Annotated in this window: 16 protein-coding genes, 2 pseudogenes and 1 riboswitch; of the genes and pseudogenes, 9 read left to right on the top strand and 9 right to left on the bottom strand. The window is 59.0% G+C overall.

Annotated elements, in window-relative coordinates:
- Positions 1–554: 554 nt before the first annotated feature.
- A complete protein-coding gene (locus NKJ11_RS19255) occupies positions 555–1,232 on the bottom strand; it encodes an OmpW/AlkL family protein (RefSeq protein ID WP_502905805.1) in 678 nt (225 codons plus the stop codon).
- A 150-nt stretch (positions 1,233–1,382) separates the two neighbouring features.
- On the opposite strand from NKJ11_RS19255, the gene NKJ11_RS19250 reads away from it, so the two are divergent.
- The 5 genes from NKJ11_RS19250 (at position 1,383) to NKJ11_RS19230 (ending at position 7,764) form a co-directional block, all read left to right on the top strand.
- Positions 1,383–1,547: a hypothetical protein gene (locus NKJ11_RS19250; protein ID WP_352794009.1), complete on the top strand. Its 165-nt coding sequence runs from the start codon at positions 1,383–1,385 to the stop codon at positions 1,545–1,547.
- An 892-nt stretch (positions 1,548–2,439) separates the two neighbouring features.
- Positions 2,440–2,631, top strand: coding sequence for an iron-sulfur cluster assembly accessory protein (locus NKJ11_RS19245; protein WP_352691705.1), 192 nt, complete (start codon positions 2,440–2,442; stop codon positions 2,629–2,631).
- Between the two features lie 203 nt (positions 2,632–2,834).
- A complete protein-coding gene (locus tag NKJ11_RS19240; RefSeq protein WP_352794007.1) occupies positions 2,835–4,139 on the top strand; it encodes a lysine N(6)-hydroxylase/L-ornithine N(5)-oxygenase family protein in 1,305 nt (434 codons plus the stop codon).
- Positions 4,140–4,642: 503 nt separating this feature from the next.
- A complete protein-coding gene (locus tag NKJ11_RS19235; protein WP_352794006.1) occupies positions 4,643–5,422 on the top strand; it encodes a phytanoyl-CoA dioxygenase family protein in 780 nt (259 codons plus the stop codon).
- Positions 5,423–5,760: 338 nt separating this feature from the next.
- Positions 5,761–7,764 (top strand): class I tRNA ligase family protein, encoded by a 2,004-nt coding sequence (locus NKJ11_RS19230; protein ID WP_352794005.1) that lies wholly within the window; start codon positions 5,761–5,763, stop codon positions 7,762–7,764.
- A gap of 815 nt (positions 7,765–8,579) precedes the next feature.
- On the opposite strand, the gene NKJ11_RS19225 is transcribed toward NKJ11_RS19230, so the two are convergent.
- The 3 genes and pseudogenes from NKJ11_RS19225 to NKJ11_RS19215 all read right to left on the bottom strand — a co-directional run bounded on the left by NKJ11_RS19225 (position 8,580) and on the right by NKJ11_RS19215 (position 11,798).
- Positions 8,580–10,037, bottom strand: coding sequence for an NAD-dependent succinate-semialdehyde dehydrogenase (locus tag NKJ11_RS19225; protein ID WP_352794078.1), 1,458 nt, complete (start codon positions 10,035–10,037; stop codon positions 8,580–8,582).
- A gap of 242 nt (positions 10,038–10,279) precedes the next feature.
- Positions 10,280–10,589 (bottom strand): annotated as a pseudogene (locus tag NKJ11_RS19220) (insulinase family protein); the annotation flags it as partial.
- Between the two features lie 954 nt (positions 10,590–11,543).
- A complete protein-coding gene (locus tag NKJ11_RS19215; protein WP_023671853.1) occupies positions 11,544–11,798 on the bottom strand; it encodes a hypothetical protein in 255 nt (84 codons plus the stop codon).
- A 344-nt stretch (positions 11,799–12,142) separates the two neighbouring features.
- Here NKJ11_RS19215 and NKJ11_RS19210 point away from each other — a divergent pair, with 344 nt between their 5' ends.
- A complete protein-coding gene (locus tag NKJ11_RS19210) occupies positions 12,143–12,355 on the top strand; it encodes a cold-shock protein (protein WP_023679670.1) in 213 nt (70 codons plus the stop codon).
- Positions 12,356–12,574: 219 nt separating this feature from the next.
- Here NKJ11_RS19210 and NKJ11_RS19205 read toward each other — a convergent pair whose 3' ends face one another.
- Positions 12,575–13,045, bottom strand: coding sequence for a Ros/MucR family transcriptional regulator (locus NKJ11_RS19205; protein WP_023812675.1), 471 nt, complete (start codon positions 13,043–13,045; stop codon positions 12,575–12,577).
- 446 nt (positions 13,046–13,491) lie between these two features.
- Between NKJ11_RS19205 and NKJ11_RS19200 the strand changes: the two are divergent.
- Positions 13,492–14,116 (top strand): annotated as a pseudogene (locus tag NKJ11_RS19200) (transposase); the annotation flags it as partial.
- Between the two features lie 82 nt (positions 14,117–14,198).
- Positions 14,199–15,203: a glycosyltransferase family 10 domain-containing protein gene (locus NKJ11_RS19190; protein ID WP_352794003.1), complete on the top strand. Its 1,005-nt coding sequence runs from the start codon at positions 14,199–14,201 to the stop codon at positions 15,201–15,203.
- Between the two features lie 137 nt (positions 15,204–15,340).
- Here NKJ11_RS19190 and NKJ11_RS19185 read toward each other — a convergent pair whose 3' ends face one another.
- The gene (locus NKJ11_RS19185; protein WP_352720646.1) at positions 15,341–15,694 is read right to left on the bottom strand and encodes a hypothetical protein; all 354 of its coding nucleotides are present in this window, start codon (positions 15,692–15,694) and stop codon (positions 15,341–15,343) included.
- A gap of 943 nt (positions 15,695–16,637) precedes the next feature.
- On the opposite strand from NKJ11_RS19185, the gene NKJ11_RS19180 reads away from it, so the two are divergent.
- Positions 16,638–17,693: a cytochrome-c peroxidase gene (locus NKJ11_RS19180; RefSeq protein ID WP_023737107.1), complete on the top strand. Its 1,056-nt coding sequence runs from the start codon at positions 16,638–16,640 to the stop codon at positions 17,691–17,693.
- A 444-nt stretch (positions 17,694–18,137) separates the two neighbouring features.
- Here NKJ11_RS19180 and metE read toward each other — a convergent pair whose 3' ends face one another.
- From metE to NKJ11_RS19165, 3 genes are all read right to left on the bottom strand, one after another.
- A complete protein-coding gene (metE, locus tag NKJ11_RS19175) occupies positions 18,138–20,489 on the bottom strand; it encodes a 5-methyltetrahydropteroyltriglutamate--homocysteine S-methyltransferase (RefSeq protein WP_352794002.1) in 2,352 nt (783 codons plus the stop codon).
- Between the two features lie 95 nt (positions 20,490–20,584).
- Positions 20,585–20,786, bottom strand: a riboswitch (cobalamin riboswitch).
- A 568-nt stretch (positions 20,787–21,354) separates the two neighbouring features.
- Positions 21,355–23,049: an alpha,alpha-trehalose-phosphate synthase (UDP-forming) gene (locus NKJ11_RS19170; protein ID WP_352794001.1), complete on the bottom strand. Its 1,695-nt coding sequence runs from the start codon at positions 23,047–23,049 to the stop codon at positions 21,355–21,357.
- Between the two features lie 878 nt (positions 23,050–23,927).
- A complete protein-coding gene (locus tag NKJ11_RS19165) occupies positions 23,928–24,920 on the bottom strand; it encodes an adenosine kinase (protein WP_023812682.1) in 993 nt (330 codons plus the stop codon).
- Between the last annotated feature and the right edge of the window lie 48 nt (positions 24,921–24,968).

Raw genomic sequence — 24,968 nt, 5'->3', positions numbered from 1 at the left:
CAGAGGCTGGCGCAGGCAAGGTTGGGCGCCCGGGCGCAAGCCTCTATCAGGAGATCACCGACCGCATCATTGCCGAACTGGAGCCGGCACCGTGCCATGGGCTCAAGCCATCATGGGGCAGGGCAAAGGCAGTCCTTGGCCTGCCGAGGAATGCGTCCACGGGGCGCCAGCCACCGCTCCTGCAGCAAGAGAACAGCAGCTGTCGCATGGCTGAACAAGGCATCTTGTCGGCGTCGAGGGAGGTCCGTGCTCGCCTTACGCAGGCGCATAGCTATGACATGACGTCCGGGAGACTGATGCCGGGCAGTCCATCAACAATACCCGACAACCATCCTGATTCGAAGCGCATCTAAGCACGTCCATTTCAGGCGTTAGTTGAGGCCGCATTGACCAGGGGTACCTTCTTGGTCCGCTGGAGGAGGGCGGCCGCCCGTCGACAACGGCTTCTTCAAGTGTCGCCCGTGCAGGGACGACCGTAAAAAAGGGCGCACGAGGCGCGCACGAGGCGCCCTTATTTCCGATCGGCGATCAGCAGCCGCCTTCACCTTTCGTTGTTAGAACCGGTAGGTGACACCTGCGCCTATCAACCATGGATCGAGCTCGGCCTTGCCCGTCAGTTTCGCCCCGGCCACGGTGACGTCGAAGTCTGGCTTCAGGAAAAGCTTCTTCAGGTCGAAGTTGACGCCCCAGTGCTGATCCACCATGTAGTCGAACCCGACCTGCAGCGCCGTGCCGAACGTGTTCTTAACCTCGAGAGCATCGGCGCTGCCGGCATGCTGGTTATAGAAGATCGTGTAGTTCACGCCGGCACCGACATAGGGCTTGAAGGCGCCGAAATCGGTAAAATGATACTGCAATGTGAGCGTGGGCGGCAGCAGCCAAACCTTGCCGATATTGCCCAGCCCGCCGATCGTACCTTGGCCCCCGATGTTAGCATAGGTGGTGCCGAGTATGAGCTCGGCGGCGATGTTGTCCGTGAAGAAATAGGAGATATCGAGTTCCGGCGTCACGGTGTTCGAATACGAAAAATCGGAGCCGGGCACTGCATTGACGTAGCCCGAATCCTCAGTGACGACCCCCAACGCACGCAGGCGGATCTGCCAAGGGCTTGGCGCTTCCGTGACCGAGGCTCCCGCCTGCGGGACGCTCGCTTGCGCAAGGTCCGCCGCGACGGCCTGCTGTCCCATCACAATGAGGACAACGGCCGCTGTTACTCCCCGCGCCGCGCGCATTTGGTTTCTCGCCATGATATTCTCTCCTTGCTCTTCAGAAATGTGCACTGAATTACGAAAAATTTTGCTCGAATTGCTTGCTATTGGCGGAGCGCTCATGCCCAGTTTGCTCGCGGCTGCGACCGCAGGTTCGGCGCGCATGATCATGAGATGATTTCTCCTCTTTCCGTGCCGCAGCGCGTTTTGCAGACTGCGCTGCAGGTGTCGTGCCAAATGAGAAAATCATTTCATAACAATGCGATCACCCTGATGGCGCTGTGTCTCATGTCCGACATCGTCGAACATCCGACAACGAACGCAGCCGTGACCGCCTGATAGAACCTCCTGTGCGACTCGGTGGGCACTGCGGAATAAGCAGTGAAGCTCACCGCGAAACCGGCCGAGCTTCGGATCGACATCGGCGACGCGGCGATCGACGACCACTACGCCGCCGGTGTCGGGCCCGGCACAGCCTGAGGACTCCGCGGCGGCGATTATCGAATAACTGCGTTTACGTTGGCTCCGTCCTGGCCCACCGGTGGCGCGCAAAAGACTGCTGTGCGGCCTCATCCCTCCGCCTGGATTGAGTCGCAGGGACCGAATGGCGTCGTGCTTTTGGAACCGGCAGAGTGGTCAGAACGCAATTCTCCTTCCCGCTATCTTTACAGAGATTCGACAATCCAGTTGGTGAAGGTCCCAGATCGCGCATTCATTGATGCGCTCAGGTCTGGGCATGCGCCCATCCGCAACCATGTCATCAAGAGCATCGATCCGACACCAACACAGAGAATTGCGTCCCCATGAGAGAGGCGTCGCGGCGGACATGAGATTGCGTCACTCTTCATGATCGCGGCCTCCGAGGATGTCGGGATCGAGCCAGTGCAACGGCACGATAGGGCGAAGGATTTGGCAGCTCTTGCAACTGCCGACCTCGATGGGAGACGGCATATCGCGATCTGTCCGGCAGAGACACCAGGTTATGCACTCTCCGTTCATGAAGGCTTCGTGCTGGTCTCCATGAGAAGTATTCTGGTGCAGAAGGTGCCCGATTAGCTATTCGGAAAAGGCGACATCGACGTGCAAATCGGGCGCCGCCGGTAGGCGTCCCCCCTCAATGTCGGATTTCCGACAGGATCGCAAATCCGCCAACCCACTGTTTAACAAGGTTTTCCTTTTCTGGCACGGCCCATGCACGGGATTCTGCGAACGCATCAGCGAGAGGTCGTCCATGATCATGCGCACCGAAAATGCCGTCGCCGCAGTGAAACCCGCGCTCTTGCCTGCCACCAAGCCGGCGAAAGGCCGGCGCGTCATGGTCGAGGCGGGCGACTCGGCCGGCTTCAAACACCTGATGGGCCTGGAAAGCGTCTCGCGTAACGGCGACGCGGTCATCGAGGCGGGCGGAAAGGATATACGTTGATGCCCCCAACCCACGTCGCCGGCGTGACCCGTCGATTGTCACCGCGCTGGAATGCTCGGCTCTACATTCGACAACCCGCAGGACAATTCTCGCAAATCCGGTCGGCACCGGGGATCGAAACGTCCGCGAGGGGGCCCAATGGCCATGGCCGATATCCGCCGCGAACAAGCGCCTAGTGGGAAGACTCTATAGGAGGAAAGCAAGTGGAGTTATCTTGCGTTGGGGTCGGTGCTGGGCCGTCTAACTTGAGCCTTGCGTGTCAGATACACGAGCAAATTGGGCAAGGGGCACTGTTTCTGGATCGGCAGGTCGACTTCCGCTGGCATCCAGGCATCGCATTCGATTCCTCGGAGCTCCAGGTCAGCCACTTCAAGGATCTGGTCACACTGGTGAATCCGCGATCAGCCTACACTTTCGTAAACTTCCTGCACGAGAACGGGCGTTTGTACCACTTCCTGAACGCACAGTTCGAGGCTGTGTCCAGAGCTGAGTTTGAGCAGTACCTGAACTGGGCCTTCCACAGGAACCCACTTGTCCATGGCGGCGAGACCGTGCACGAAATCCGCTTTGACGGCGCGTTTCGGGTGCGCACCGACAACGCGGTTCTCGGCGCCAGAAACGTCGTGGTTGGCATTGGCAAGCAGGCGCAAATCCCGCCTCAGTTTCAGGGCTGGATTGGACGCAACCTGTTCCACTCATCTGTTTTACTGCACATCCACCCTGAGGTGCGGAGCAAGCATGTCTGCGTTGTCGGCGGAGGCCAATCGGGAGCCGAGGTGATGTTGCATCTTGTCGGCCTGCCGAAAGAACGGCGGCCTGCCTCGATCACTTGGGTATCGCAGCGCGAAAACTATCTGCCTCTGGACAACAGCCCGTTCACAAACGAGTTGTTCATGCCCTGCTTTTCGGATCGTTTCGCGGCGATGAGCGAGTCGAAGCGTAAGCTGCTCCTGCGGCGTTTCGTGCTTGCCTCGGACGGCATTTCGGAAAGCACGTTGCGCGCGATCTATCAGGCGCTGTACCGCCACGCATTTTTCGAGCCAAACCGATCCGACATCACACTGCGGCCGGGCTGCACCGTCTCGCACTGCATCAATGCCGGCGCGGGTCACAGGCTGACCCTGCAGCACGGCATGGTCGAGGTCGAAGAAGTCACGGCTGACATCGTCATCCTGGGCACCGGTTACGAGAACGCGGTGCCAGACTTCTTGGAACCCATCGCGCACCGGCTGGAGCAGATCGATAATGAATTAGCTATTCGCGAGGATTTTTCGGTGAGCTGGGACGGACCGCGTGACAGACGCATCTTCGTACAAAACGCGAGCCTCGGGCAGCGCGGCCTGGCCGATCCGAACCTAAGCCTGCTGGCCTGGCGCGCGCGCCGCATCCTGGATAGCCTTCTTGGGCGCGCGCCATGCGCGAACCCCGAGCATCCTGGCTTCATCAGCCATACCTCGATCGAGAGCTGGCCCGCCCCCGCAGCCGAAGAAATGGGCAGCGGGATATGACTCGTAGACTTTTGATCATCGGCGGTGGCATCCTAGGAATGATGTCCGACTCCGCTGCGGCGAAGGCCGGAGGCTTCTCCGAAATCATCGTGACCGAACAAGGCCTTGGACCAAGCGGCGCATCGCATTATTCTGGGGGGCGTGCATTTCCCCTACGGTTGTCAAGACCGTACCAGGTCGCTCACTCGAAAGAGCGCCGTGGTCTTGGCGGCCATGGCTGGGTCGGCGGTCAGCGGACCCGCCTTTAGCGATGCGTGTCGTGGCTGGACCGGGTGAAGCGATTGATCCGGCTCAGTTTACGGAACCCCTGGACCCGGCTGAGCCTGACATAGGCAGTCTCGCGCCGAGCTTCTGCGGAGAATATCCGCCGGAGCGGAACGCACTTAGCATCGCCGTCCCACATGACGTGAGTCCGTCTCAGTGGACCCGCAACTTGACCAGCGCCGGACTGCCCTAATTGGGATGTCCGACCAACCAGTCTTTCCAACAGGAGGCTTTTTCGCATGTTGACTGATGCTCTAAGAGAAAAGTGGCAGAAAGACGGATACGTCAGGCTCGAAAGGTTCTTCGCTCCAGCGGCTCGGGAAGATATCTCTACTTTTGTCGAAGATATGTCACGCTGGGATGTCACCGATGATAAATGGCTCATGTGGTTCGAGAAGACGACGGACAATCGAAAGATCATCTCCAAGATCGAGAATTTTCTCGACTTCCATGATCCATTGCGTCGTTTGCTCTTAGAGGATCAGCGCATAAAGTCAGCGGTCGAGGATTTGCTTGGCGAAGATTCGCGCAGGCTCAAGGAGTTGCTGATTTTCCACTACCCCGACAGCGGCGGCTATCTCCCGCATCAGGACATTTATCACATTCCACACAAACTCCCCGACCGGATGGTCCATGCGGTGGTTGCCATAGGCATCGACGATTCCGACCCGGAAAACGGCGGGCTTTTTTTCAGCCCCGGCAACCACGAAAAGGGGGTGTTTCCTATGGATGCCGGTGGGGTGATCTATCCTCAAGTTGCCGAAAAGTTCTCCTGGGAACCCGTAGTATGGAAGGCTGGCGACATCTTCATCTTCGACGATTACGCACCGCACTACTCACGACCGAACAAAAGCAATCGTTCTCGGCGGACACTCTACTTGGTGTTCCAGCGTGCTTCAACCGGCGGGCCGACCCGCGCTGAATATAACGTGCTTAAGCGCGCCCTTAACCCGCCCGAGGGCAAAGTGGCCGATCTCGACAATCTCAAGCCGCCAAATGGCATCTTCTATCGCGATTGAACTCACGCAGGCCAGGCGGAGGCATGCACACGACTGATCGACCGCTCAAAAATGCGCGGACGGTATGGCCGTCTGATTTGCGGGCTCGCGGAGCATCGACCGCAGCCCGTTACGACGCTTTGGCACGTGGATTGCGGAGGTGGTCGCAGGCGGTCTTCTGTGCGCCTACAGCTCGACTAGTGCCCCCCTTGGTCGCCCGCTTGCCGGCCCAGAGCTGCACTATTCCTGGCCGGGCCGCCAATGGTCGGGCTGCCGTTTCTCTCCACGAATTGCACGGGAGGCTGTTGCGTTGGCAGCCGAAGGTCCGTCCCACTCTTCAACAGCTTAGGTTCGTTGTCATGCGCAAATACACGTTTTCTCGAACGGAACTGTCGCGGGCGTTCGGTATCGACACTGCCACGCTTGGAACGGGCAGCGCTCGCACGGGGTTTTCATTCGGAAAGGTTGGACCCGGCGTCACATCCGAGCCCCATCGGCACGACGAAATCGAGGCCTTCGTGGTCCTGTCTGGTGCGGGCAAGGTCACCACCGACCGGGGGCAAATCTCGGTCGAGGCGGGCGATGTCGTTCTGTTTCACCCTTTTGAAGCGCATGTGCTGCGCAACGATGGGGACGAAGACCTAAATTTCGTCGATGTCTACTGGCGAGACGACGCCGCCGCTCATCATGTCGCTGCAAAGCTCACGGCTCCCCGCGCGCCGACTTTCGTCTTCTCCACGCCGCCGACGCCAAATGGCGATCTGCATCTGGGGCATCTTTCCGGCCCCTATTTTGGCGCCGACGTCTACACGCGCTTCCTGCGCATGAAAGGGGTCGAAGCCTATCATCTGACTGGGAGCGATGATTTCCAAAGCTACGTCGCCGCGCGCGCTGATGCCGATCAATCGACGCCGGCAAACGTGGCGCGCTACTATGCCGACGAGATTCGCTCCACCCTTGCACTTTTCGATTGTGCGGTCCACAGCTTCCAACTCACGACGGGCGATGACGGTTACGGGGAGTTTCAAGCCGCCTGTTTCCGCAGTCTTCTGAGCAGCACGGCGATAGATCTACGCCAGAGCCCTGCGCTTTTCGATGCCGTGACAGGCCGTTATCTTTACGAACCGGATGTTAGCGGCCTCTGCCCCGATTGCGGCGGGTCCGCGGGTGGCAACATCTGCGAGGAATGCGGCGCCCCAAACCTTTGCCACGACCTGCGTGCAGCCCAATCACGGCAGTCTGCCGAGGCGCCGGTGGTCGGCTCCCTCCGCCGTCCGGAACTTGCCATGGACCAATGCTACGACAATATCGACCGGCATCTAAGGGCGTCGGGCGTCCCGCTACGGATCTTGGATCTCTTCGCGCGCCTTCGCCAACGCGGCGACTTTTCAGTGCCCATTACCCACCCCTCGGACTGGGGCCTGCCGGCCGAGGGGTTCCCGGGGCAAGTGATCTGGGTGTGGCCGGAGATGGCGTTCGGTTTTCTGTACAACATCCAGGCGCTCGGCCGCTCGATGGGTCGCGACTGGAAGGCGGAGATGCCCGGCAACGACTGGCAGATTGTCCATTTCTTCGGCTTCGACAATTCGTTCTACCACGCCCTACTCTACCCCGCTCTTTACGCCGAGGTCTTCTCCCACTGGACGCCACGCATCCGCTATCACGTCAACGAGTTCTACCTGCTCAACGGCAAGAAGTTCTCAACCAGCTGCCGCCATGCGGTCTGGGGCAAGGAGGTTCTGAGCCCAAAGACAGTCGACGTCGTGCGCCTTCATTTGGGCCTGACACGCCCGGAAGGTGAGCGGACGGATTTCACGCTGGACGCGCTGCGCCGCACCGAGAAAGAGGTGTTCCAAAGCATCTGGCTGAACTGGCTTGAGGCGTTGAACCAGGAAATCAAGCACGATTTTGCCGGCCGTGTACCCGATGCAGGCGACTGGAGCCCGGTCGACCGCGCCTTCTTTGCTCGCATAGAGATCTATCGTGCTGCGATGGAGCGCGCCTATTCGGACGAAGGCTTCTCGGTTCGGCGCGCGGCCACTCAGGTCTGCGAATTCGTGCGCGATTGCGTGATCTACCGCGGGGCGCGAGACTTTGCGGCGGCGCGACGTTTCTATCCCGCCCGCAATCGGACTTCACTAGCCCTTCAGACGACGGCCGCTGTGATCCTGGCACCGACACTCGCTCCGCTGATGCCCCGCTTCGCCAGAACGCTGGCGCGAGGCATCGATGGCGCCTCAACCGAAACATGGCCCCGGTCCGTCCATCGCCTTGCGCCCGGGACGCGCTTTGACCTCGGACCCGTGTTGGTGTTCTACGCCAAATCCGGCAATCCTCATCTCGATGACGAGGAAACACTATGAGCCGAAAGGTGCGCCAGTGAGCTGTCCCCATCTCGACCAGATCTGCGGCAATCAAAGCCGACGACGCCAAAAATCTTGACTCGCTGTCACTGGCGAGGGAAGCCGCTCTGAAACGGTAGAGACTAGATTAGCGGACCTGAACCAACGCGTCGTCAAACAACCCTGGCCCGCGCCTTCGAGGACCGCTCGGCCGATCGCTTCCCAGCCCTTGCTGTTCATGCCGAAAATGCCGTGTGGGCTCGACTGGGCTGACCAACCTCTTCGGCATCGGGATTTCCGTCCTCCAGCCGGTCAAGGCTGTAATGCGGTTCGACCCGCTTGGTCAAGCTGGCGCGCCCTGGACCTTGCGCCGATCACCAATGTGGATGCGAATGCCGCGGATGGTACCTTCGATTCTGTCCGAGCGTGTAACGGCGCGGCAGTCAGCCGACGAACAGCTGAGCTACTGATATCGGAATGTAGCAGGTCCAAATTCTGCCCCTGAAGCCGGATATTGCTCAATCAGCGTCGACGATGGCTTGGTGCACAAGCTTCCAACCAGACCCGCGCAACGACAGCCCGTCGCCTGAGGATAGTCGGCGAGGGCCGCCAAATCGCAAGCGTATCCTCCGTCGCATGCGCGCCGTCTTCGCCGAAAATGCAGACGCTTGTCTCGTCGAGAGATACATCCAGCTATTTTAGGGGGCTCCTCAGGATTCGGTGTTTGCTCGGGTGCGGACCGCCCCTCAGGTCCCAATCGAGGAGCGATTCTACAATTCACTTGTTTGGAGATGGCTCGCTAGGTAACCCGTCTGTGAACCCTGCAAGCCGATGCTTCAGATGCCGCCCATGCAGAGGTATTTCATTTCGAGGTAGTCCTCGAGGCCATGGCGGGATCCCTCACGACCGATGCCGGACTGTTTTATCCCACCGAACGGCGCCGCTTCCGAAGACATCCGGCCGGTATTTACCCCGACCATTCCATATTCCAAGGCCTCGGCCACACGCCAGACACGCTTCAGGTTCGAGGCATAAAAATAGGCCGCGAGGCCGTAGATCGTTTCATTGGCATCACGGACGACCTGATCCGCATCTTTGAAGCGAATAATCGGTGCGAGCGGCCCGAATGTCTCTTCTCGCGCGACGGTCATCTCGCTGGTGACACCGGTCAGGACCGTTGGTTGGAAAAACGTGCCATTCGTGCCGAGGCGTTTGCCCCCGCATCGAATTGCGCCGCCTTTAGTTATGGCATCGGCAATATGGGATTCAATCTTGGCCAAAGCCTGCTTGTCGATGAGGGGTCCGATGTCCACTCCGGGCGCGAAACCGTCACCAACTTGAAGTTGGCGAGCCCGTTCCACGAATTTCTCGACGAACTCGTCGTGAACGCCCGACTGGACGTAAAGGCGGTTCGCTGAAACGCAGGTCTGGCCGGCATTGCGGTACTTCGCCTGGATCGCACCGTCAACTGCGGCATCGATATCCGCATCATCGAACAAGATGAAAGGTGCATTGCCGCCGAGCTCTAGGCTGACTTTTTTGATCTGGTCCGAGCACTGGCGCATGAGTAGGCGCCCGATCTCCGTAGACCCGGTGAAGCTGATCTTGCGGACCTTGGGATTTGTGCAAAGTTCGCGGCCGACCGCGTCACCTTCGGATGCATAGATCAGGTTGACGACGCCTTCGGGAAAGCCTGCCTGATGGGCGAGGGCGAACATTGCTCCAGCCACGAGCGGCGTCTGTTCAGCGGGCTTGAGGACGATCGTGCAGCCCGCTGCCAAGGCTGGCGAGATTTTGCGCGCCACCATCGAGGCTGGGAAATTCCATGGCGTTATCGTGCCGACGACCCCGATGGGCTGCTTGATCACCAACATTCGGCGGTCCGTCGATGGTGCGGAGATCGTCTCGCCATAGACGCGATTTGCCTCCTCGGCGTACCATTGCAGATACGCCGCAGCATGCGATAGCTCCGATCTGGCCTCTGCAAGCGGCTTGCCCATCTCCGCAGTGAGAATTGCAGCGAGATCGTCGGCGTGGTCGAGGATCAACTGATGCCATCGCCATAGAACGTCGCTGCGCTCACGGGCGGTAAACCCTGCCCATCCAGGCTGCGCGACATAGGCCTTGTCGATCGCAGCGCATGTCTCCTCGACACCCATGTCGGGTAGTTCTGCCAGCACTTCGCCGGTCGAGGGGTTGAGGACCTCGAATGTCCGTTCGCTAATCCGCGTGCCAAGTGTCGGCAGGCGATCAATGGGTCGAAACAGGTCAGGGGATCTCAGGTGACGGGTCATCGGCAGGCACAGGGGCAATACCGGATTCCTCCTCAACGCAGCAAGGGTATATAGCAAGTGCGGTGTTTATTACGGACGTCCAAGTTCCTTATAGGGCCTCGGCCAGACAGCTAGCAGACCACGGTACCCAAAATGGAAAGGGAGAATACCCTGAAATCGCTAGAAGATGCCTCGCGGTTCCACTAGTCGGGCTCGGCCGGTCAGGTTGCGCGGGGGCAATCATGTCGCCCAAAGCTAGTCCTAGCAGTGAGGGCGTTATTGTAGCCGCCGCTGACTGAGACGGCTCGGTCAAACTCGCTGCCGGCGCGGTTGGTGGTCGCCTTAAAGATCAGACGCTCAAGGAAATGGGCAAGTCCGGATTTGCCGGGTGGCTCGTCGGCGCTGCCGACCGTGTACCAGACCATATGAGTGATGATTGGCGCGCGGTGATCGGGGATGTCGACCCGGCAGGAAATCCGCGATCTTGCCGCTGTCGGTGGCGGCCAGAGCCGGAGCGGTCGTCACCAGGGCCAGGGCGGTGGCAGTGAACGCCTTGCGCAGCCAGGGGGCGATCGATGGCTCCGGTTGGAAAGGCAAGGTTCGAGGCAAAGTGATTTGGTCCTCATTTTAATGAACGCGCTGCGTCTTCGCCTCCCCGTGGGAGGGATCGGCGGGCAGCGCCGAGCCAGATGAATCATGGGCCCAGGGCTCACTCGAGCCTCACCTTCGGATGGACCCAGGAGACCTGCGGCGGTGTTCTTGGGGAGGTGGCCATTGGAGGGATTTTCCTTGGTCCGCGACGTCTTGCGGACGACCAGGCATGCACCGTGCCAGATCAGAAAACCATTGGAGGCTGTTGACAAATCGGGCTCTGCCATGTTGCGCATCCGACATTGTGGGCGATTGAACAGGGCTGAAGGCGACGCGAGCACGGCTGAGAATATCTTCTTCCTTCGGAAGACGATTAGGCGCGCTGCCGGGGAGGGGTACAGGACGCGCTTCGAAGGCCGCTGCACCGACGGTCAGAATTGAAATGTTGTCGCTCCAGCGGACCGATGTCTCGACAGTCAGACCGGGCGGTGCTGAGGGGTAAGGCGTGAGCAGCGTAGCTAAGTGGGCGCGGAGCCAGCTCGCGCGCGAAGACGGACCTGAAAAAAAACGGCGGGTGGCGACATTCGCGAGGCGCTGGAAAACGAGGTCGTAGGACTGGGCGGGAAAAACGATGCCGTTGCTCTCTTCTGGCGTGATGGCCTGCCGCGAGGCCGTTGAACGTAATGAGTTGCTGCGGGAAGGGGAGTGTTTTCGCGGGACCTTGGTCAACGTAAGAAACAAACGTCGAGCTCGCCTTGGATGGGGGCATGCAGCACATTTGCCGCTGCAGGACAGCAGCACGGAAGCTATCCGCGCTTGCCGTCGTCCCTGGGCACCAAACAGCAGAATTTAGCGGTCGCGATTGATTTCATGTGCGTAAAATACCGCCTGGTGCGCTCGGCTGCAAATGCATGCCTGGCGGAGTGGTCGCTTAGGTCAAGAGCATCGCGTGAGTAACAGCCTGACCTTGCTCAATCTGATGCGCGCTAACCGCCTCGCCGGATTGTGGAACTGCTCGCGGGTGGCTTCTACCACAAACAGCAAGGTCATGAAATCAAGCAGGAAGTCGTCAATCGCTTGGGCGATTGTTTCTGACTTGCCCTTGAACTGGTCCAGCAAAACGCGCGCGCTATCGATCGCTTCCACGCTGGTCGCATCGATCAACCCCTCGACCCTCTTGAAACAATCCAACTCGAAACTCCTTAAGGCGCTCCCGAGGTGTTATGCACGAAGGCATATCAGTGAACTACCCGGCCTTTGACCTGGCGGCACGAGCAGCGGTCGGCCTTACGTCCCACGCCTCCAAACACGAGCCATCGACGTGGCGCTGAGGAGCGTTGGAAGAAATCGGGCGCTTCCGGCCATGCTCGAGCGGTAGTGTAGGACAGTGCTTGCTGGCGGCTACGCTACAATGGAGTGCGCCAGCTGATCGGGGCTTAACAATTTTTCGCTTTTTGCTGCGCCCAACTCTCGGCTATGACTCGGACAGGCCTAATGGCCTGCCCACGTTGCATTGTAAAAGAAGGAACAAGTATATGCCGACTGGAACGGTAAAGTGGTTCAACAGCACCAAGGGGTTTGGATTTATCCAGCCCGACAATGGCGGTCCGGATGTTTTCGTCCACATTTCCGCTGTCGAACGCGCGGGCCTCTCGACCCTCGCTGACGGCCAGAAGATCAACTATGAGATCGAGCAGGATCGCCGCACTGGCAAGTCCTCCGCTGGCAGCCTCAGCAAAGCTGGTTGAAATTTTCTCCTGCGTCCTGGCAAGAGTAGGCACGTAGGTCCTCACGGCCGCTCGATGGGACCGAGCAAAAACTGAGGGCAGCAGATTGCTGCAGGCGTCGCGAATTCCTCATGAAACAAAGTTGTTTGAAAGGAAGGCGGGGTTGGCCCCGCCTTTTTATATGACGCACAGATTAAGCCGATGGCTGCAACGCTCCAGAACGAATCTCGATTGCCGAAATCAAGCCGCGACCTTCTTGCGGGTTCGCTTCGTCGGTGCAGGCTCCGGCGCTTCGGGCGCCTTCGGTTTGCGGCCGAGCCCCATCGTCTTGGCCAATGACGAGCGCGCCGCGGCGTAGTTCGGCGCGACCATGGGATAATCCGCGGGCAGGCCCCATTTGGCCCGATATCCATCCGGCGTCAGCCCATAGTGGGTCGACAGATGGCGCTTTAGCGATTTGAATTTCCTCCCGTCCTCAAGGGAGATGATGTAGTCCGGTGTCACCGATTTCCTGATCGGGACTGCAGGCGTAAGGGCAACCGGCTCTTGCGCAGAGACACCTCCGGCCGTCGCTCTCAGAGCCGCATGCACTTGGCCGATGAGGGCAGGGAGATCCCCCACCGGGATCGGATTGTTGGAGACATAGGCCGACACGACATCGGCGGCAAGCTCAATGAGGGTGTCGACGTTTTTTCCGGCTTCTTCTGTCATGAAACTCTCCAGGCGGTGAAACATAGTCAGCGAAGCGTCGCTTCATAGGGCCGGTTGCCGCTGAAAGCAACAATGTCTCGACAGCGTTATTGCCAATGCTCGTCCAGAAGCGACGTCGATGCGCCATATTTCCCGTCGTGACGCTGAGCCACTCGTTGTTGGCGACCCTGCCGAGGTGCGTGGCGCGTCCCGGCTGTAACTTTGCGTCGGAATTGCTAGTAGTCCTGAGCCTAAGCGCGGTTTTTTGGCTCGGTATTACTTCTTTTGACTGTGAATCGAGGGATCGTGATCGCTTGCTGGTGGCATCAGGGACGATGGACGTTCATTGGCCATGGCCAAATGTAAGTTCATCGCCCGGTGAGCCGCTCTTCCAAAGGGCTGGGAACCGCCGCTGGTAACCAAGGACATCAATGTATTTCGAGGCGTTTCTTAGCCGGTCCTCGAGAGACGGCAATCGCTGCGGACGACACCTGTTCCACGATATCGAACAGCGCGGCGACACAGGCAGCTTCTCGAATCTGGAGCGGCTTCTCGCAAGTTGGCGCCGCGCTGAGAGGCCGGGCAAGGACAGTGCGTCGCCTGCTTCAATCATACGCGTCAACCAGCCAGCGACGCTGTCCCATACGAATCCCGCGACCGGCCGTGTGATCTCGTCGGTAGTCGCCCCGGCCCTCTGCACGAAGCCTCGGGATGTGCTGATGATCAACCAGGCCACAAAGGTCGACGTCCTGAAGCAGGGATCACATGAGTTTGCCACTATGCGCAGGCTTGCCATGCGTTTCCGCGGCATTTTGCGGGCCTGTGAATTGGGCGAGCTCGACACTTCGATCGACGTGGCGTCAACTCCGGGTTCGTCGCCATCACGCGTTCCGGTCTGGTCCTACGCCGTGACGCTGACGCCGTTCGCGATGCCATTGAACTACCGTGGAGCAACGGCGAGGCGGAAGGGCTGATCAACCGCCTGAAGACGATCAAACGTACCATGTAGGCAGAGCGGGCTGCGAACTCCTTAGGGCACCCATGCTGCCACTCAGCCGGCCTGATAACCGCACAAAGCGAGGAAGAACCTAGTCAAGTGCAAAGCGACAATTGCCTCGACAGCGGGTCCCGGAAGGTTTATGCTGCCCAATGTTACCGCAATCCGGAATGGCGATTGAGTACCTTCACGAGTGAAGGGAGTGAAACTTCTTTGTCGGCCAAATTGTTGACGGAACGCCCGGCGCCCATTGTTGCTACATGTCTAGATTCTTGGGGCGTTTTGGATGATGCAATCCACCATCTCACTCCAAAGGGCAGTGGAATCTGGAACAATGTCGCTTTTGTTCGCACGACATCCTTCGTGCCCGATTGGCATATCGTCTTTAACTCTGCTTCTCTTTTCGGGCTCCCTGTTGATATCGAGGCGAGCCCAAACAGGACAATTTTTGCAATCGGCGAACCGCCGACGAAAGCTCATCGCGCGTTTCATGAAGGGCAGGGGAAAAATACTATCGTCCTGACGTGTGACGCAGAGCTGGCTGCTCGGCAGAATGCAGCGCGCCGATTCGTTTTGTCTCCACCTATCACTCGGTCTTGGTCTGTAAACAAGACATATGACCAACTTCTGGTCAGCGAAGTCGTGGATAAGCCGCTTCGGCTCTCATGGATTACCAGTGACATCGCCCTGCTTAAAGGACATCGATATCGGCTGGCGTTTCTGGAACGGCTGAGAAAGGAGCTCGATTTTGACCTGTTCGGCCGAGGTTTTCGGCTGATTGGAGATAAATGGAACGCACTCGCACCTTACCGTTACAGTATAGCGTTCGAGAATACTCGTGCTGATTACTATTTTACAGAGAAGCTTATGGACTGCTTCGTTGCTGAAACAATGCCGATCTATTACGGCAGCCCTGCAATCACGAGGTTCTTCCCTTCGGACTCTATGGTTCTGATTGACCCAGAGGACAAGAACGTAATCCCAAAAATTCAAGAAATCATCGACTCGGACCTCTGGAAGGAACGTCGCGGCGCAATAAGAGAGGCGAAGCGGTTGGTCCTCGAGAAATACAATACGTTTGCTTATCTCGCGGGCTTCATCGAAAGCGTTCAGGATAAACCTTTACCGCCGGAAATTATACACATCGATTCGCCTGAGGTCGATTTTGGAACAGACGAATGAAGTACTCCAACGCTCGCTTGGCGTGCCCGGCGGTCGGTGGTCTGGCGAGATCGGTACGGAACGCTCGGCGGAGAATGCCTGCTGCGCAGACGGGCCGGCACGGGCGCACGAGGTCATGCGCCCCCGGCTGCCGCTGATCAGACGAACTGGGGAAGGCCGGGAACGGAATTGAGGACCTCGTCCACGAGTTCGTCGCCGGCATGTTCCTTGGCGCAGGCGATCGTCTCGTTGGCGAGGCCGGCGATCTTTGCCATGCTGAGACCCTCACTCATCAATTGCTGGCCGAGCCCCATAAGGCCGCCACCCTCTGGGTCGTCGCCATGATACTTCGCTACTAATTCCGAAGCTCCCGGAATGGCCTCGATCATGCGCGCAACGGGACCGTCGGCCGCGTGGCTTTGCAGGAAACCCAGCATTAACCCAACGCCCTTCTCTGCGAGAGCCGGGCCGATGCCGACACCAGTGGCGATGCGCGGTAAGAATTCTTCCATGCAGGGTCTCTCTCTCTTGATGAGGTTTACACGGGGCCGGTCCGGCGCCCAGCGCCCTTGGCCGAACCACAATTGAATTCCACAAAAATAGGCCGGCGGAAGTGCTATTGCGCGTAAAACCGCCTCTGTCAACGCAAGCTGCGTCGGACGTGCGTGTTTCGCAAACCGGAGATTCATTCCAATTCACATCATTACGCATTGGCAACCGCACAGTTTGCGGTGGCTCGCTTATGGGCCAATGCCCCGCGTCCGTCAAATGATGACGACAAGGTGGTCATCGCCTAGGATCTGTGGATCAAGGTGTGAGGCAGTTACAGCCGGTGGACCTGCTCAAGCGCCGCGCCGGCACAAGGGCTAGATTGGCGATACTGCGCGTATTGGCCATGTCTTTCCTCGCGTGATGGGATGTTCGTAGAAGCGGAGCTATATGCCGGTGTGACGATCGACAAGGCGGACCGGCTATTCCGATAGGACATCCATACTGTCGCATAGACCGTCGCTGCTTAGGTATTGAAACCGCCATCGCTGGTGACATCACAATGTGCAGTCGGCGGGTGTCCACGCAATCAGCAGGTCAGGAGGAACGAATGAACCCTGAGGTTTCAGAAGCTCACTTTTCGCAAGGCGTGCAGCGCACATCGTGCAAGTGATTGCCATTCTTGCGGATGCTATCGACTTTCTCAACGATGGCGGGAAGATCGCAGTGACCGAATCTACGAAGCCGCTCCCAGGGCGTGCTTTGATGCATACAAACGGTTGCCGAGCAGGGCTACTCCTCCTCCCTGAAGTCCAATCGAGAAGAGCGATCACTTCCAAGAGGGTCCCAGCTCAGCCGCGAAAACAGGTGTCAGACCCCGGTCCTCTCCCTCAGCTGATCTAGCTCAGGGCGTTCATGAGCCGCAGATCGCATAGTGGCTGCGTGCACGACGCAGGAAGACCATTTATGAAAATCCTATTCAGAACGATGGCTGTCACCTTGCTGGCACCCACCGCCTTTGCTGCGGATTCGATCCCCACCGACCTCAGAGATACGGCATTGGCCACCTTCAGGGCTTTGCCATCCACCACGCCGACAGTCGCCAACAACCCGATCACCCCGGAAAAGATCGCTCTCGGCAAGGCACTGTTCTTCGATCCACGCGTCTCGGCGTCAGGCGTCTTGTCGTGCAACTCGTGCCACAACCTGGCCACCGGCGGCGACGACAATCACGAAACCTCGATCGGCCATGGTTGGCAGAAGGGACAGCGCAACGCGCCGACTGTACTGAACGCTGTCTTCAACATCGCCCAGTTCTGGGATGGTCGTGCCGCAGACCTGAAGGCTCAGGCGAAGGGACCGGTCCAAGCCGGCATCGAAATGGCCAATACACCGGACCAAGTCATCGCCACGCTCAAGTCCATGCCGCAATATGTCGAGTGGTTCGATGCAGCTTTTCCGGCTGAAGCCGATCGGGTCACCTTCGACAACTTCGCCAAGGCGATCGAAGCCTTCGAGGCGACACTGGTCACACCGGCCCCGTTCGACAGCTTCCTGAATGGTGATGAGCTTGCCATGACTTCCGAACAGAAACAGGGCCTGGCGCTTTTCATGGATAAAGGCTGCTCGTCCTGCCATGCCGGCATCAACGTTGGTGGGCAAGCCTATTTCCCATTCGGCCTCGTGGAACAGCCCAGCGCCGAGGTCCTGCCGGACAAAGACAAGGGCCGATTTGCCGTCACCAATGCAGCCGATGACTACTATGTTTTCCGCGTGGCGCCGCTGCGCAACGTTGCACTCACCGCGCCATACTTTCATTCGGGCAAGGTTTGGGATCTGAAACAGGCCGTCGCCATCATGGGGACCACCCAGCTTGGCGTAGTACTGGCGGACGAAGAAGTTGACCTGCTTGTTGCCTTCCTCAACTCGCTGACCGGAGAGGCACCCGAGGTCGCCTATCCCATCTTACCCTCCGAAACGGCGACAACGCCCCGGCCTGTAACGCAGATCTCAGGAAAATAAAGGGCCAACTGGCTGCGGACGTCGCAATCGAAAATGATTGCGGCTTTTACTTGTGCCACACGAATTGCCACATCCATCTCCGAATTGGCGGGAGGCTAGCAATACCCGAAACCTGCCACTTCGCCCGTAGTCTGCGCGAATCAACTGGGGAAGTGGACAGACGCGCAGCACCATATATTGTCGCCGCCTGAGCGAACGTGCCAAGCAGTCTACTTTGAGAAACGACGTGTGTACGATTTGTTCGAGGCGCGGGGCCTGTATGTTCCCAAGGACCAATACTATAGCGTAGTGTCACATTCATATTTCTGCGGGATGAGGACACGTGCCGAAGAAAAATCGCACATTTTCGCCGAGTGGCTTATTTCCAAGAGTGTGATCGGTTTGGCATATTCCCGGCCGACATCCGCCAGTCGGCAACTCCCCACACGGTGAGGAAGAGAAGCCTCACGCCTGCACTTTCTGCCGGAGCGCGCGTGCTGCAGCGACCATGTTCATGAGGGCAGGGCGGACCTCCTCCCATTTGCGTGTTTTGAGGCCACAGTCCGGGTTTATCCACAGTTGGCCGTCGGACAGTCGCTCGCGGGCAAGCATGACTAAGTCCGAGATCTCGCCGGCTTCCGGGACGCGTGGTGAGTGAATATCATAAACGCCGGGACCGATTTCGTTCGGATATTTGGAGCCCGTGAAGGCGTCCAACAGTTCCATCTTCGAGCGCGACGTCTCAATCGAAATGACATCCGCATCCATTTCAGCGATCGCGTGAATGATCTCGTTGAACTCCGAATAGCACATGTGGGTATGAATTTGAGTCGCGTCCTTTACACCCGTTGAAGCGATCCGGAAGCATTCGACAGCCCAGTCGAGATAGACTTTCCAGTCAGATTGGCGCAGTGGCAATCCTTCGCGAAAGGCGGCCTCATCGATCTGGACCATCCTTGCGCCGGACCTTTCGAGATCCGTCACTTCGTCGCGGATGGCGAGCGCGATCTGGCGGCAGGCTTCGGAGCGGGGTACGTCGTCGCGAACAAAAGACCAGTTGAGAATGGTGACTGGGCCTGTGAGCATTCCCTTCACGGGCTTTTCCGTAAGCGACTGGGCGAATTGCCACCAGCGCACTGTCATCGGATTGCGCCTCGATACGTCGCCGAAAATGATGGGGGGACGCACGTAGCGCGACCCATAGCTTTGTACCCAGGCATGCTGGGTGAGCGCGAAGCCGGACAACTGCTCGCCGAAATGCTGTACCATGTCGTTTCGCTCGAACTCACCGTGCACCAGCACGTCCAGCCCGATCTCTTCCTGCCAGCGAATTGCAGCCTCGATCTCCTTCTTCAGGAACGTCTCATAGTCGACATAGCTCAGCTGGCCCTTCGCATGAGCGGCCCGCGCCTTGCGTACCTGCGGCGTCTGCGGGAAGGACCCGATGGTCGTCGTCGGGAACGGCGGCAGCCCGAGTGAGCCGGCTTGGACTCTGGAGCGCTCGCCAAAAGCGCTCTCTCGTCGCTTCGCGCTGTCCTCAATGCTAGCGATCCGCCCCTGAACAAGCGGGTCATGGATCCTCGTGGATGTCACGCGCGTGGCGGCAGCCTCGGCAGACGCTTTCAACGCGCCTGCCACCGCATCCCTGCCTTGGGACAGGGCCCGGGCCAGCAAGACCAGCTCGTCGGTCTTCTGGGCCGCGAAGGCGAGCCACGACCTGATGTCGGCGTCGAGTTCCGTCTCCATGCGCAGGTCGATCGGCACATGCAGCATCGAGCAAGAAGGCGCGATCTCGACGCGGTCCAAGGGCCAGCCGGCGACGATCGGTTTGATGCGGTCGAGAATGGCGGGCAGGTTCGCACGCCAGACGTTGCGGCCATCGATCAAGCCAAGCGAGAGCACCAGATCCTTCGGAGCGAGCCGACCCACCGTTTCCAGCTGCTCGGGAGCGCGCACGAGATCAATATGCAGCCCGGCCAAGGGCAGAGAAACCGCGGTTTCGAGATTGTCTCCCAGCGACCCGAAATACGTAGCCAGCATGATCTTCAGCTCGGGCGCGGCTTTCGACAGCTGGCCATAGGCGAATTCGAACGCAGCTCGTTCGTTCGGGTTCAGATCGAGGACAAGCGCTGGCTCATCGATCTGCACCCAGTCGGCTCCCGACAGCTTCAGCTTCTGCAGGACTTGCTCGTAAACGGGCAGCAGCCGCGGTAGGAGCGCGATGGGACCGAACCCCTCGGCAGGCGATTTCGCCAGCTTGAGGAAGGTGATGGGTCCAAGGATGACTGGGCGTGTGTGAATGCCGAGAGCTTTAGCCTCGAGGAAGTAATCGACCGGCTTCGATGACGAGAGGGCGAACGTCTGATCATCATCGAGTTCCGGCACAATGTAGTGGTAGTTGGTGTCAAACCACTTGGTCATTTCCATCGCGGTTACACCAGGTCCATGAGCCTCCTCCTGGTGACCAGCGTGTCCACAATCCTCCGTCTGACCCTGGTTGCCGCGCGCCATTGCGAAGTAGATGTCAAGTGGGACCTCGCCGCTATTCCAGCCGTAACGGGAGGGAACGGCCCCAACCATGGCTGCGGTGTCGAGCACATGGTCGTAAAGCGAGAAGTCGTTCGACGGGATTTTCGACACGCCGCGATCGCGCTGCTCTTCCCAGCTAGCGGCACGGAGCGCCTTCGACGTCGTGAGAAGGTCGCCAGCGGACGATGTTCCGGACCAGTAGCTTTCAAGCGCGAATTTCAGTTCTCGCCGACGACCGAAGCGCGGCACGCCGAGCGTTGCTACAGGAATTTCCTGAGAGTCAGTCATGTCATACCCCGATGGTTGGGGCGCCGATGACAAGGAAGGCGCTAGCAGGCCGGCACGAACGCCGGCTTGCAGCGGCCACCGAGACACCCCGCCCGTGGACGTAATTCGCCGTGGCAGGTCTCCTGGCTCGCGGGGTCATAGCCTCTACCCGTCTTCCTGAGGGTATTCGCCTCAGTGACATGAGTGGGGTTGGCTCGCCGCTAACAGTTGCGGGGGCAGCGCCGGCATTGTACCGGCTTCCCTCTTAGCTCCGCTGCGGCAGCGCCGCACGCGAGAACCACGACACGCAGACAATCACAGCAGTCCGCTCTTTTGTCAATGACGCATAACGAAATGTTTATGTCGTTATGTGATTTCGCTTTTACGCTTGTCTAACATTGTGAAATATTCAGTCGCCCATTGGCGGCGCTGCTCCGCTGCCACCATTGTCCAACTAATGGATCCCTGTCGGGCTGCGACATCCCTCGCAGGTCGCCGATGAAGGATTTCGGACAAGACTTCAAGCGCGTGACAACGTCATTAGAATGCAGAAGATCGCATTGGTGGCGATGTTTAACGATGCGGCCGCAAGCCGTGCGTGCGTGGTAGAAGCGGTTTTCTCGGAGTGAGCGCCAAACCGTGGTCCGAGGGGAATTGGCACGCCAGTCGTCATCACGGGTGACTAGGCAATCGTGATGACTCCGCTCGGCGGCAAGAGACCACACTGACGGAGCCTGGCTCAAGGGTCTGATGCAAAGCCCGACTGTGGTCCCGATAAGCCGCTTAAGCCGCATTCAGGCGGTCAGGATAAGTATCTCTCTCTCCAAGCGCTCGGCATTGAGGGATGCGCAAATGCAGGCAAAGCTCGCGTGCTTCATATTCTGCATCATACGATCGGCAGGACCCAGTTTTTATCCAGTGCACGCGTCAGCGCGGTGTGCAATTCTGGCTCGGTCCGATACGAAGGCATTTGGGCCTCGCTGATCCAGCCCAAGCCAACATAGTGGAAGTGATCCGCAGGGACCGTAACCCGGCTGCTGTCCAGTTGCCGAACGAAGTCCGCTGACCAATGGTGGATCGTATACGCTTCAAGTTTGTCCATCATCCTCCGCCAGCGTTGGATGCGTTCTTCGCGCGGCATGCTGGCCGCTCTTGAGATCGCGGTAGCTATCTCGTCGGAGAGCCTCGGATTTACCAGCAGGGCGTCCTCGCCGAAGTCTTCGGCCGCGCCGGCAAACTTCGATAACACCAGAACGCCAGGGTCGCTCGGATCTTGTGCAGCAATGTATTCTTTCGCCACAAGATTCATGCCATCGCGCAACGGCGTCACAACGCAAACACGCGCGGCTCTGTAAAGACCCGCTATCTCAGCTTGGGTGAACGACCTGTTCTCATAGATAATCGGCATCCACTCGTCCGTGCCATGCCGGTTGTTGACTTGATTGACGAGTCTTTCGACGTCGCGCCGATATTCGCTGTACGCTTGGATGTCGCCACGTGAGGGAGTTGCGATTTGCAAGAGCGAGACACGTTGCGGCTCGACTGCCAGCAGATCGAAAGCTTTAATCCGATTGTCGATGCCCTTGGTGTAGTCGAGCCGATCGACGCCGATAACTAGCTTTGCTCCGCCAAGTTTCAACTGCGAAATGTAGGCTTTCTGCGCCTCAAGCGAATCTGCGGCACACTGTTCGAATTGCTTCGGATCGATACCTATAGGAAAATTTTGGCATTGCGTCTGGCCATGGTCCGAGAAAACGACCCCGTTCTTGCTCTCCAGCCCCAAATGAGATTGGACACAGGCGAGGAAATTGCTCACATCACGGTCGGTCTGGAAACCGAGCAGATCATACTCGAGCATACATTTCATTAGCTCGCCAGAATTGGGCACGCGCTCCATCATGTCAGACTCGGGCCATGGCGTATGCAGGAAATGGCCGATCGGCCGGTCAATGCCGAGTCTGTGCAAATCAGCGCCGAGCGGCAGGAAATGGTAGTCATGAACCCAGTAGACTGCGTTATCTCCCAATTCGGACACCGCGCGCGCCATGAAGGCATTGACGTCGCGATAACTTTTATAATCCTCTTCCGAGCCTGAGATCCGGTCCGGCAGCGAGTGGAGCGCCGGCCACAATATTGAATTTGCAAAACCTTGATAGTACCGAGAATAGTCCGCTGCCGGCCCATCGAGCCACCCGATTTGACCTTTGCCACGCTGCACGAGGGGCACCTGTTGCTTATCCCCGTCGCCCAGATGCTCGGAAAAACCTACCCAGACCGCGCCGGAACGCTCCACGACGCACTCCAGGGCCGCCGAAAGCCCGCCTGTCTTGGGCTGATCAGAATTGACAGTCGCACCGCGGTTGGAAATTGCGATAAGACTCCTATGTGGCTGCTGGGCCGCCGTGTTGAAGCGCTGGTCTGCGGCTGAGACAACAGGACGGGACGGGCCAACTTCGGCTTGTTGTTCTCGCTCCTGTGGCAAGTCTCTCAGGGGTTGTTCAAAAGCGATTCGTTCGTGAACAGCCCCAGTTTGCCATGTGAGGTTCCGGCGCGGCGAGTTGGCGTTGTTCAATGCGTCCATTTCATGCCTCCGTTGAATATTCCCCATGATGGAGCAACTGGCATTCCCAGATTGGCACACCCCCTGCTGACGAGAATCTGACGAGCGTCAGAGCAAATGGCGACCGATTGTCGCGTTTCGGCTTCGGCGCCCTCAAGAACCGGCTTATCGCGAAAATAGCTGGCGACCCGATCGAGCGGACCGTGCTTGCGGTAATTGTTGGATTGTTCGGATAAGAGATACACCCAGTAGATGCCAGCACCTGTTGAAATGAACTGAAACTATGTCGCTGCCGCCAAGGCTGCCGGGCCCCGTGATGCGATCCTGCGTCTGCCGAAGAGTTTTGACACGGAGATCGGAGAGGGCGGGATAGTCCCTTTCCGCCCGTCAGGGCCCGTTTTTGAATCCCTTCCTCGTTGCCCTCGACGATCCCAAAATCGTGGAAGCCAGACCGCGATGTGAATACCAGCCAGGCGAGCACTTCCTGACATCCGCGAATGCCGGGCTCCACATCCGGCGCCTCGTCGAGATTGACGAAGATGAAGCCCTGCTGCCAATTCCGCTGGTCCCATACCAATGGCGAACCAGTCTGCCCGCATTCGGCATCGTGGGACGTGATCGCAAGTCAAGTGCTCCGACGGACGCCGCGAGTTCTCCGTCACCTCAGGAACCTTACTGGCCTTCCCCTAGCTGAGCTTCTGGAAAATGCCGGTGGCGATCTCGATGACGGTGAATGCCGTCAAGGCAAGCCCGCCTTGCACCGCTCTTCCAGCGAGCTTCACGGCAGCAGAATCGGTCAGTTCTCCGAAGCGAATGGCTGTCGCTATCAGCGAGCTTTGACACAGTTCCGCGACTGCGATGATCGCGTCAGTAGGGCGGCTGGTTAGTTGCCCGCGCATCTACAGCAACCCAGCCCGTTCCGCCTCGCGGCGCAAATTCTGCCTTGGCCTTGGGCCGATCTGCTGGATCACCAGGCCGGCCGCCAGCGAGCCAAGGTCGCCGCAGGTCTTGAGGTCGCGGCCCTGCGTGTAGCCATGCAGGAAACCGGCGGCGTAGAGATCGCCGGCGCCCGTCGTGTCGACCAGCTCCTTGATGGCGGTCGCATGGATGACCACGGTCTCGTCGCCGCGCACGATAACCGAGCCTTTTTCCGAGCGTGTGACGGCGGCGATCTTGCAGTCCTTGCGGATCTGCGCCACCGCTTCGTCGAAGGACGAGGTCTGGTAGAGCGACTTGATCTCGTCGCTGTTGGCAAAGACGATGTCGACCGTGCCCGAGCGCATCAGATCGAGGAACTCGTCGCGGTAGCGGTCAACGCAAAACGAATCCGACAGTGTCATCGAGACTTCGCGCCCGGCCTCGTGCGCGAGCTTCGCCGTCTGCCGGATCGCCTCCTTGGCGCGCGGCGGGTCCCACAGATAGCCCTCGAAATAGGTGACCTTGGCGCCAGACGCCTTGTCGGCCTCGACATCCTCCGGCCCAAGCTCGACGCAGGCGCCGAGATAGGTGTTCATCGAGCGCTCGCCGTCCGGGGTGACGAAGATCATCGAGCGCGCCGTCGGCGGCTCGCCCTCGAGCGGCCTGGTGTCGAAGGCAACGCCCTGCGCATGGATGTCGTGCGCATAGATTTCGCCCAGCGCATCGTTGGACACCTTGCCGAAGAAGGCGGCGCGGCCGCCGAAGCTGGCGACGCCGGCCGCCGTGTTGCCGGCGCTGCCACCGGAGGCCTCGATCGCCGGCCCCATGTGGCTGTAGAGCAGCTCGGCGCGCTTGGTATCGATGAGGTTCATGGCACCCTTGATGATGCCGTTGGTCACCAGAAAAGCGTCGTCGCACTGGGCGATGATGTCGACAATGGCATTGCCGATGCAAAGCACGTCATAATCCGGCATCAATGTCTCCGCTTGGGCTTTCCGCTTGCCAATTCGCTCGCCGGCGGC

It is taken from the genome of Mesorhizobium sp. M0243, from assembly GCF_040321775.1.
GTDB lineage: Bacteria > Pseudomonadota > Alphaproteobacteria > Rhizobiales > Rhizobiaceae > Mesorhizobium.
The sequence above is the reverse complement of the archived record's forward strand: the minus strand, read 5'-3'. Positions and strand labels throughout refer to the sequence as shown.

Coding starts and splice junctions, on each gene's coding strand:
- NKJ11_RS19255 (WP_502905805.1), bottom strand. CDS start 1,232: ATGCGCGCGGCGCGGGGAGTAACAGCGGCCGTTGTCCTCATTGTGATG.
- NKJ11_RS19250 (WP_352794009.1), top strand. CDS start 1,383: ATGATTTCTCCTCTTTCCGTGCCGCAGCGCGTTTTGCAGACTGCGCTG.
- NKJ11_RS19245 (WP_352691705.1), top strand. CDS start 2,440: ATGATCATGCGCACCGAAAATGCCGTCGCCGCAGTGAAACCCGCGCTC.
- NKJ11_RS19235 (WP_352794006.1), top strand. CDS start 4,643: ATGTTGACTGATGCTCTAAGAGAAAAGTGGCAGAAAGACGGATACGTC.
- NKJ11_RS19230 (WP_352794005.1), top strand. CDS start 5,761: ATGCGCAAATACACGTTTTCTCGAACGGAACTGTCGCGGGCGTTCGGT.
- NKJ11_RS19225 (WP_352794078.1), bottom strand. CDS start 10,037: ATGACCCGTCACCTGAGATCCCCTGACCTGTTTCGACCCATTGATCGC.
- NKJ11_RS19210 (WP_023679670.1), top strand. CDS start 12,143: ATGCCGACTGGAACGGTAAAGTGGTTCAACAGCACCAAGGGGTTTGGA.
- NKJ11_RS19205 (WP_023812675.1), bottom strand. CDS start 13,045: ATGACAGAAGAAGCCGGAAAAAACGTCGACACCCTCATTGAGCTTGCC.
- NKJ11_RS19185 (WP_352720646.1), bottom strand. CDS start 15,694: ATGGAAGAATTCTTACCGCGCATCGCCACTGGTGTCGGCATCGGCCCG.
- NKJ11_RS19180 (WP_023737107.1), top strand. CDS start 16,638: ATGAAAATCCTATTCAGAACGATGGCTGTCACCTTGCTGGCACCCACC.
- metE (WP_352794002.1), bottom strand. CDS start 20,489: ATGACTGACTCTCAGGAAATTCCTGTAGCAACGCTCGGCGTGCCGCGC.
- NKJ11_RS19170 (WP_352794001.1), bottom strand. CDS start 23,049: ATGGACGCATTGAACAACGCCAACTCGCCGCGCCGGAACCTCACATGG.
- NKJ11_RS19165 (WP_023812682.1), bottom strand. CDS start 24,920: ATGCCGGATTATGACGTGCTTTGCATCGGCAATGCCATTGTCGACATC.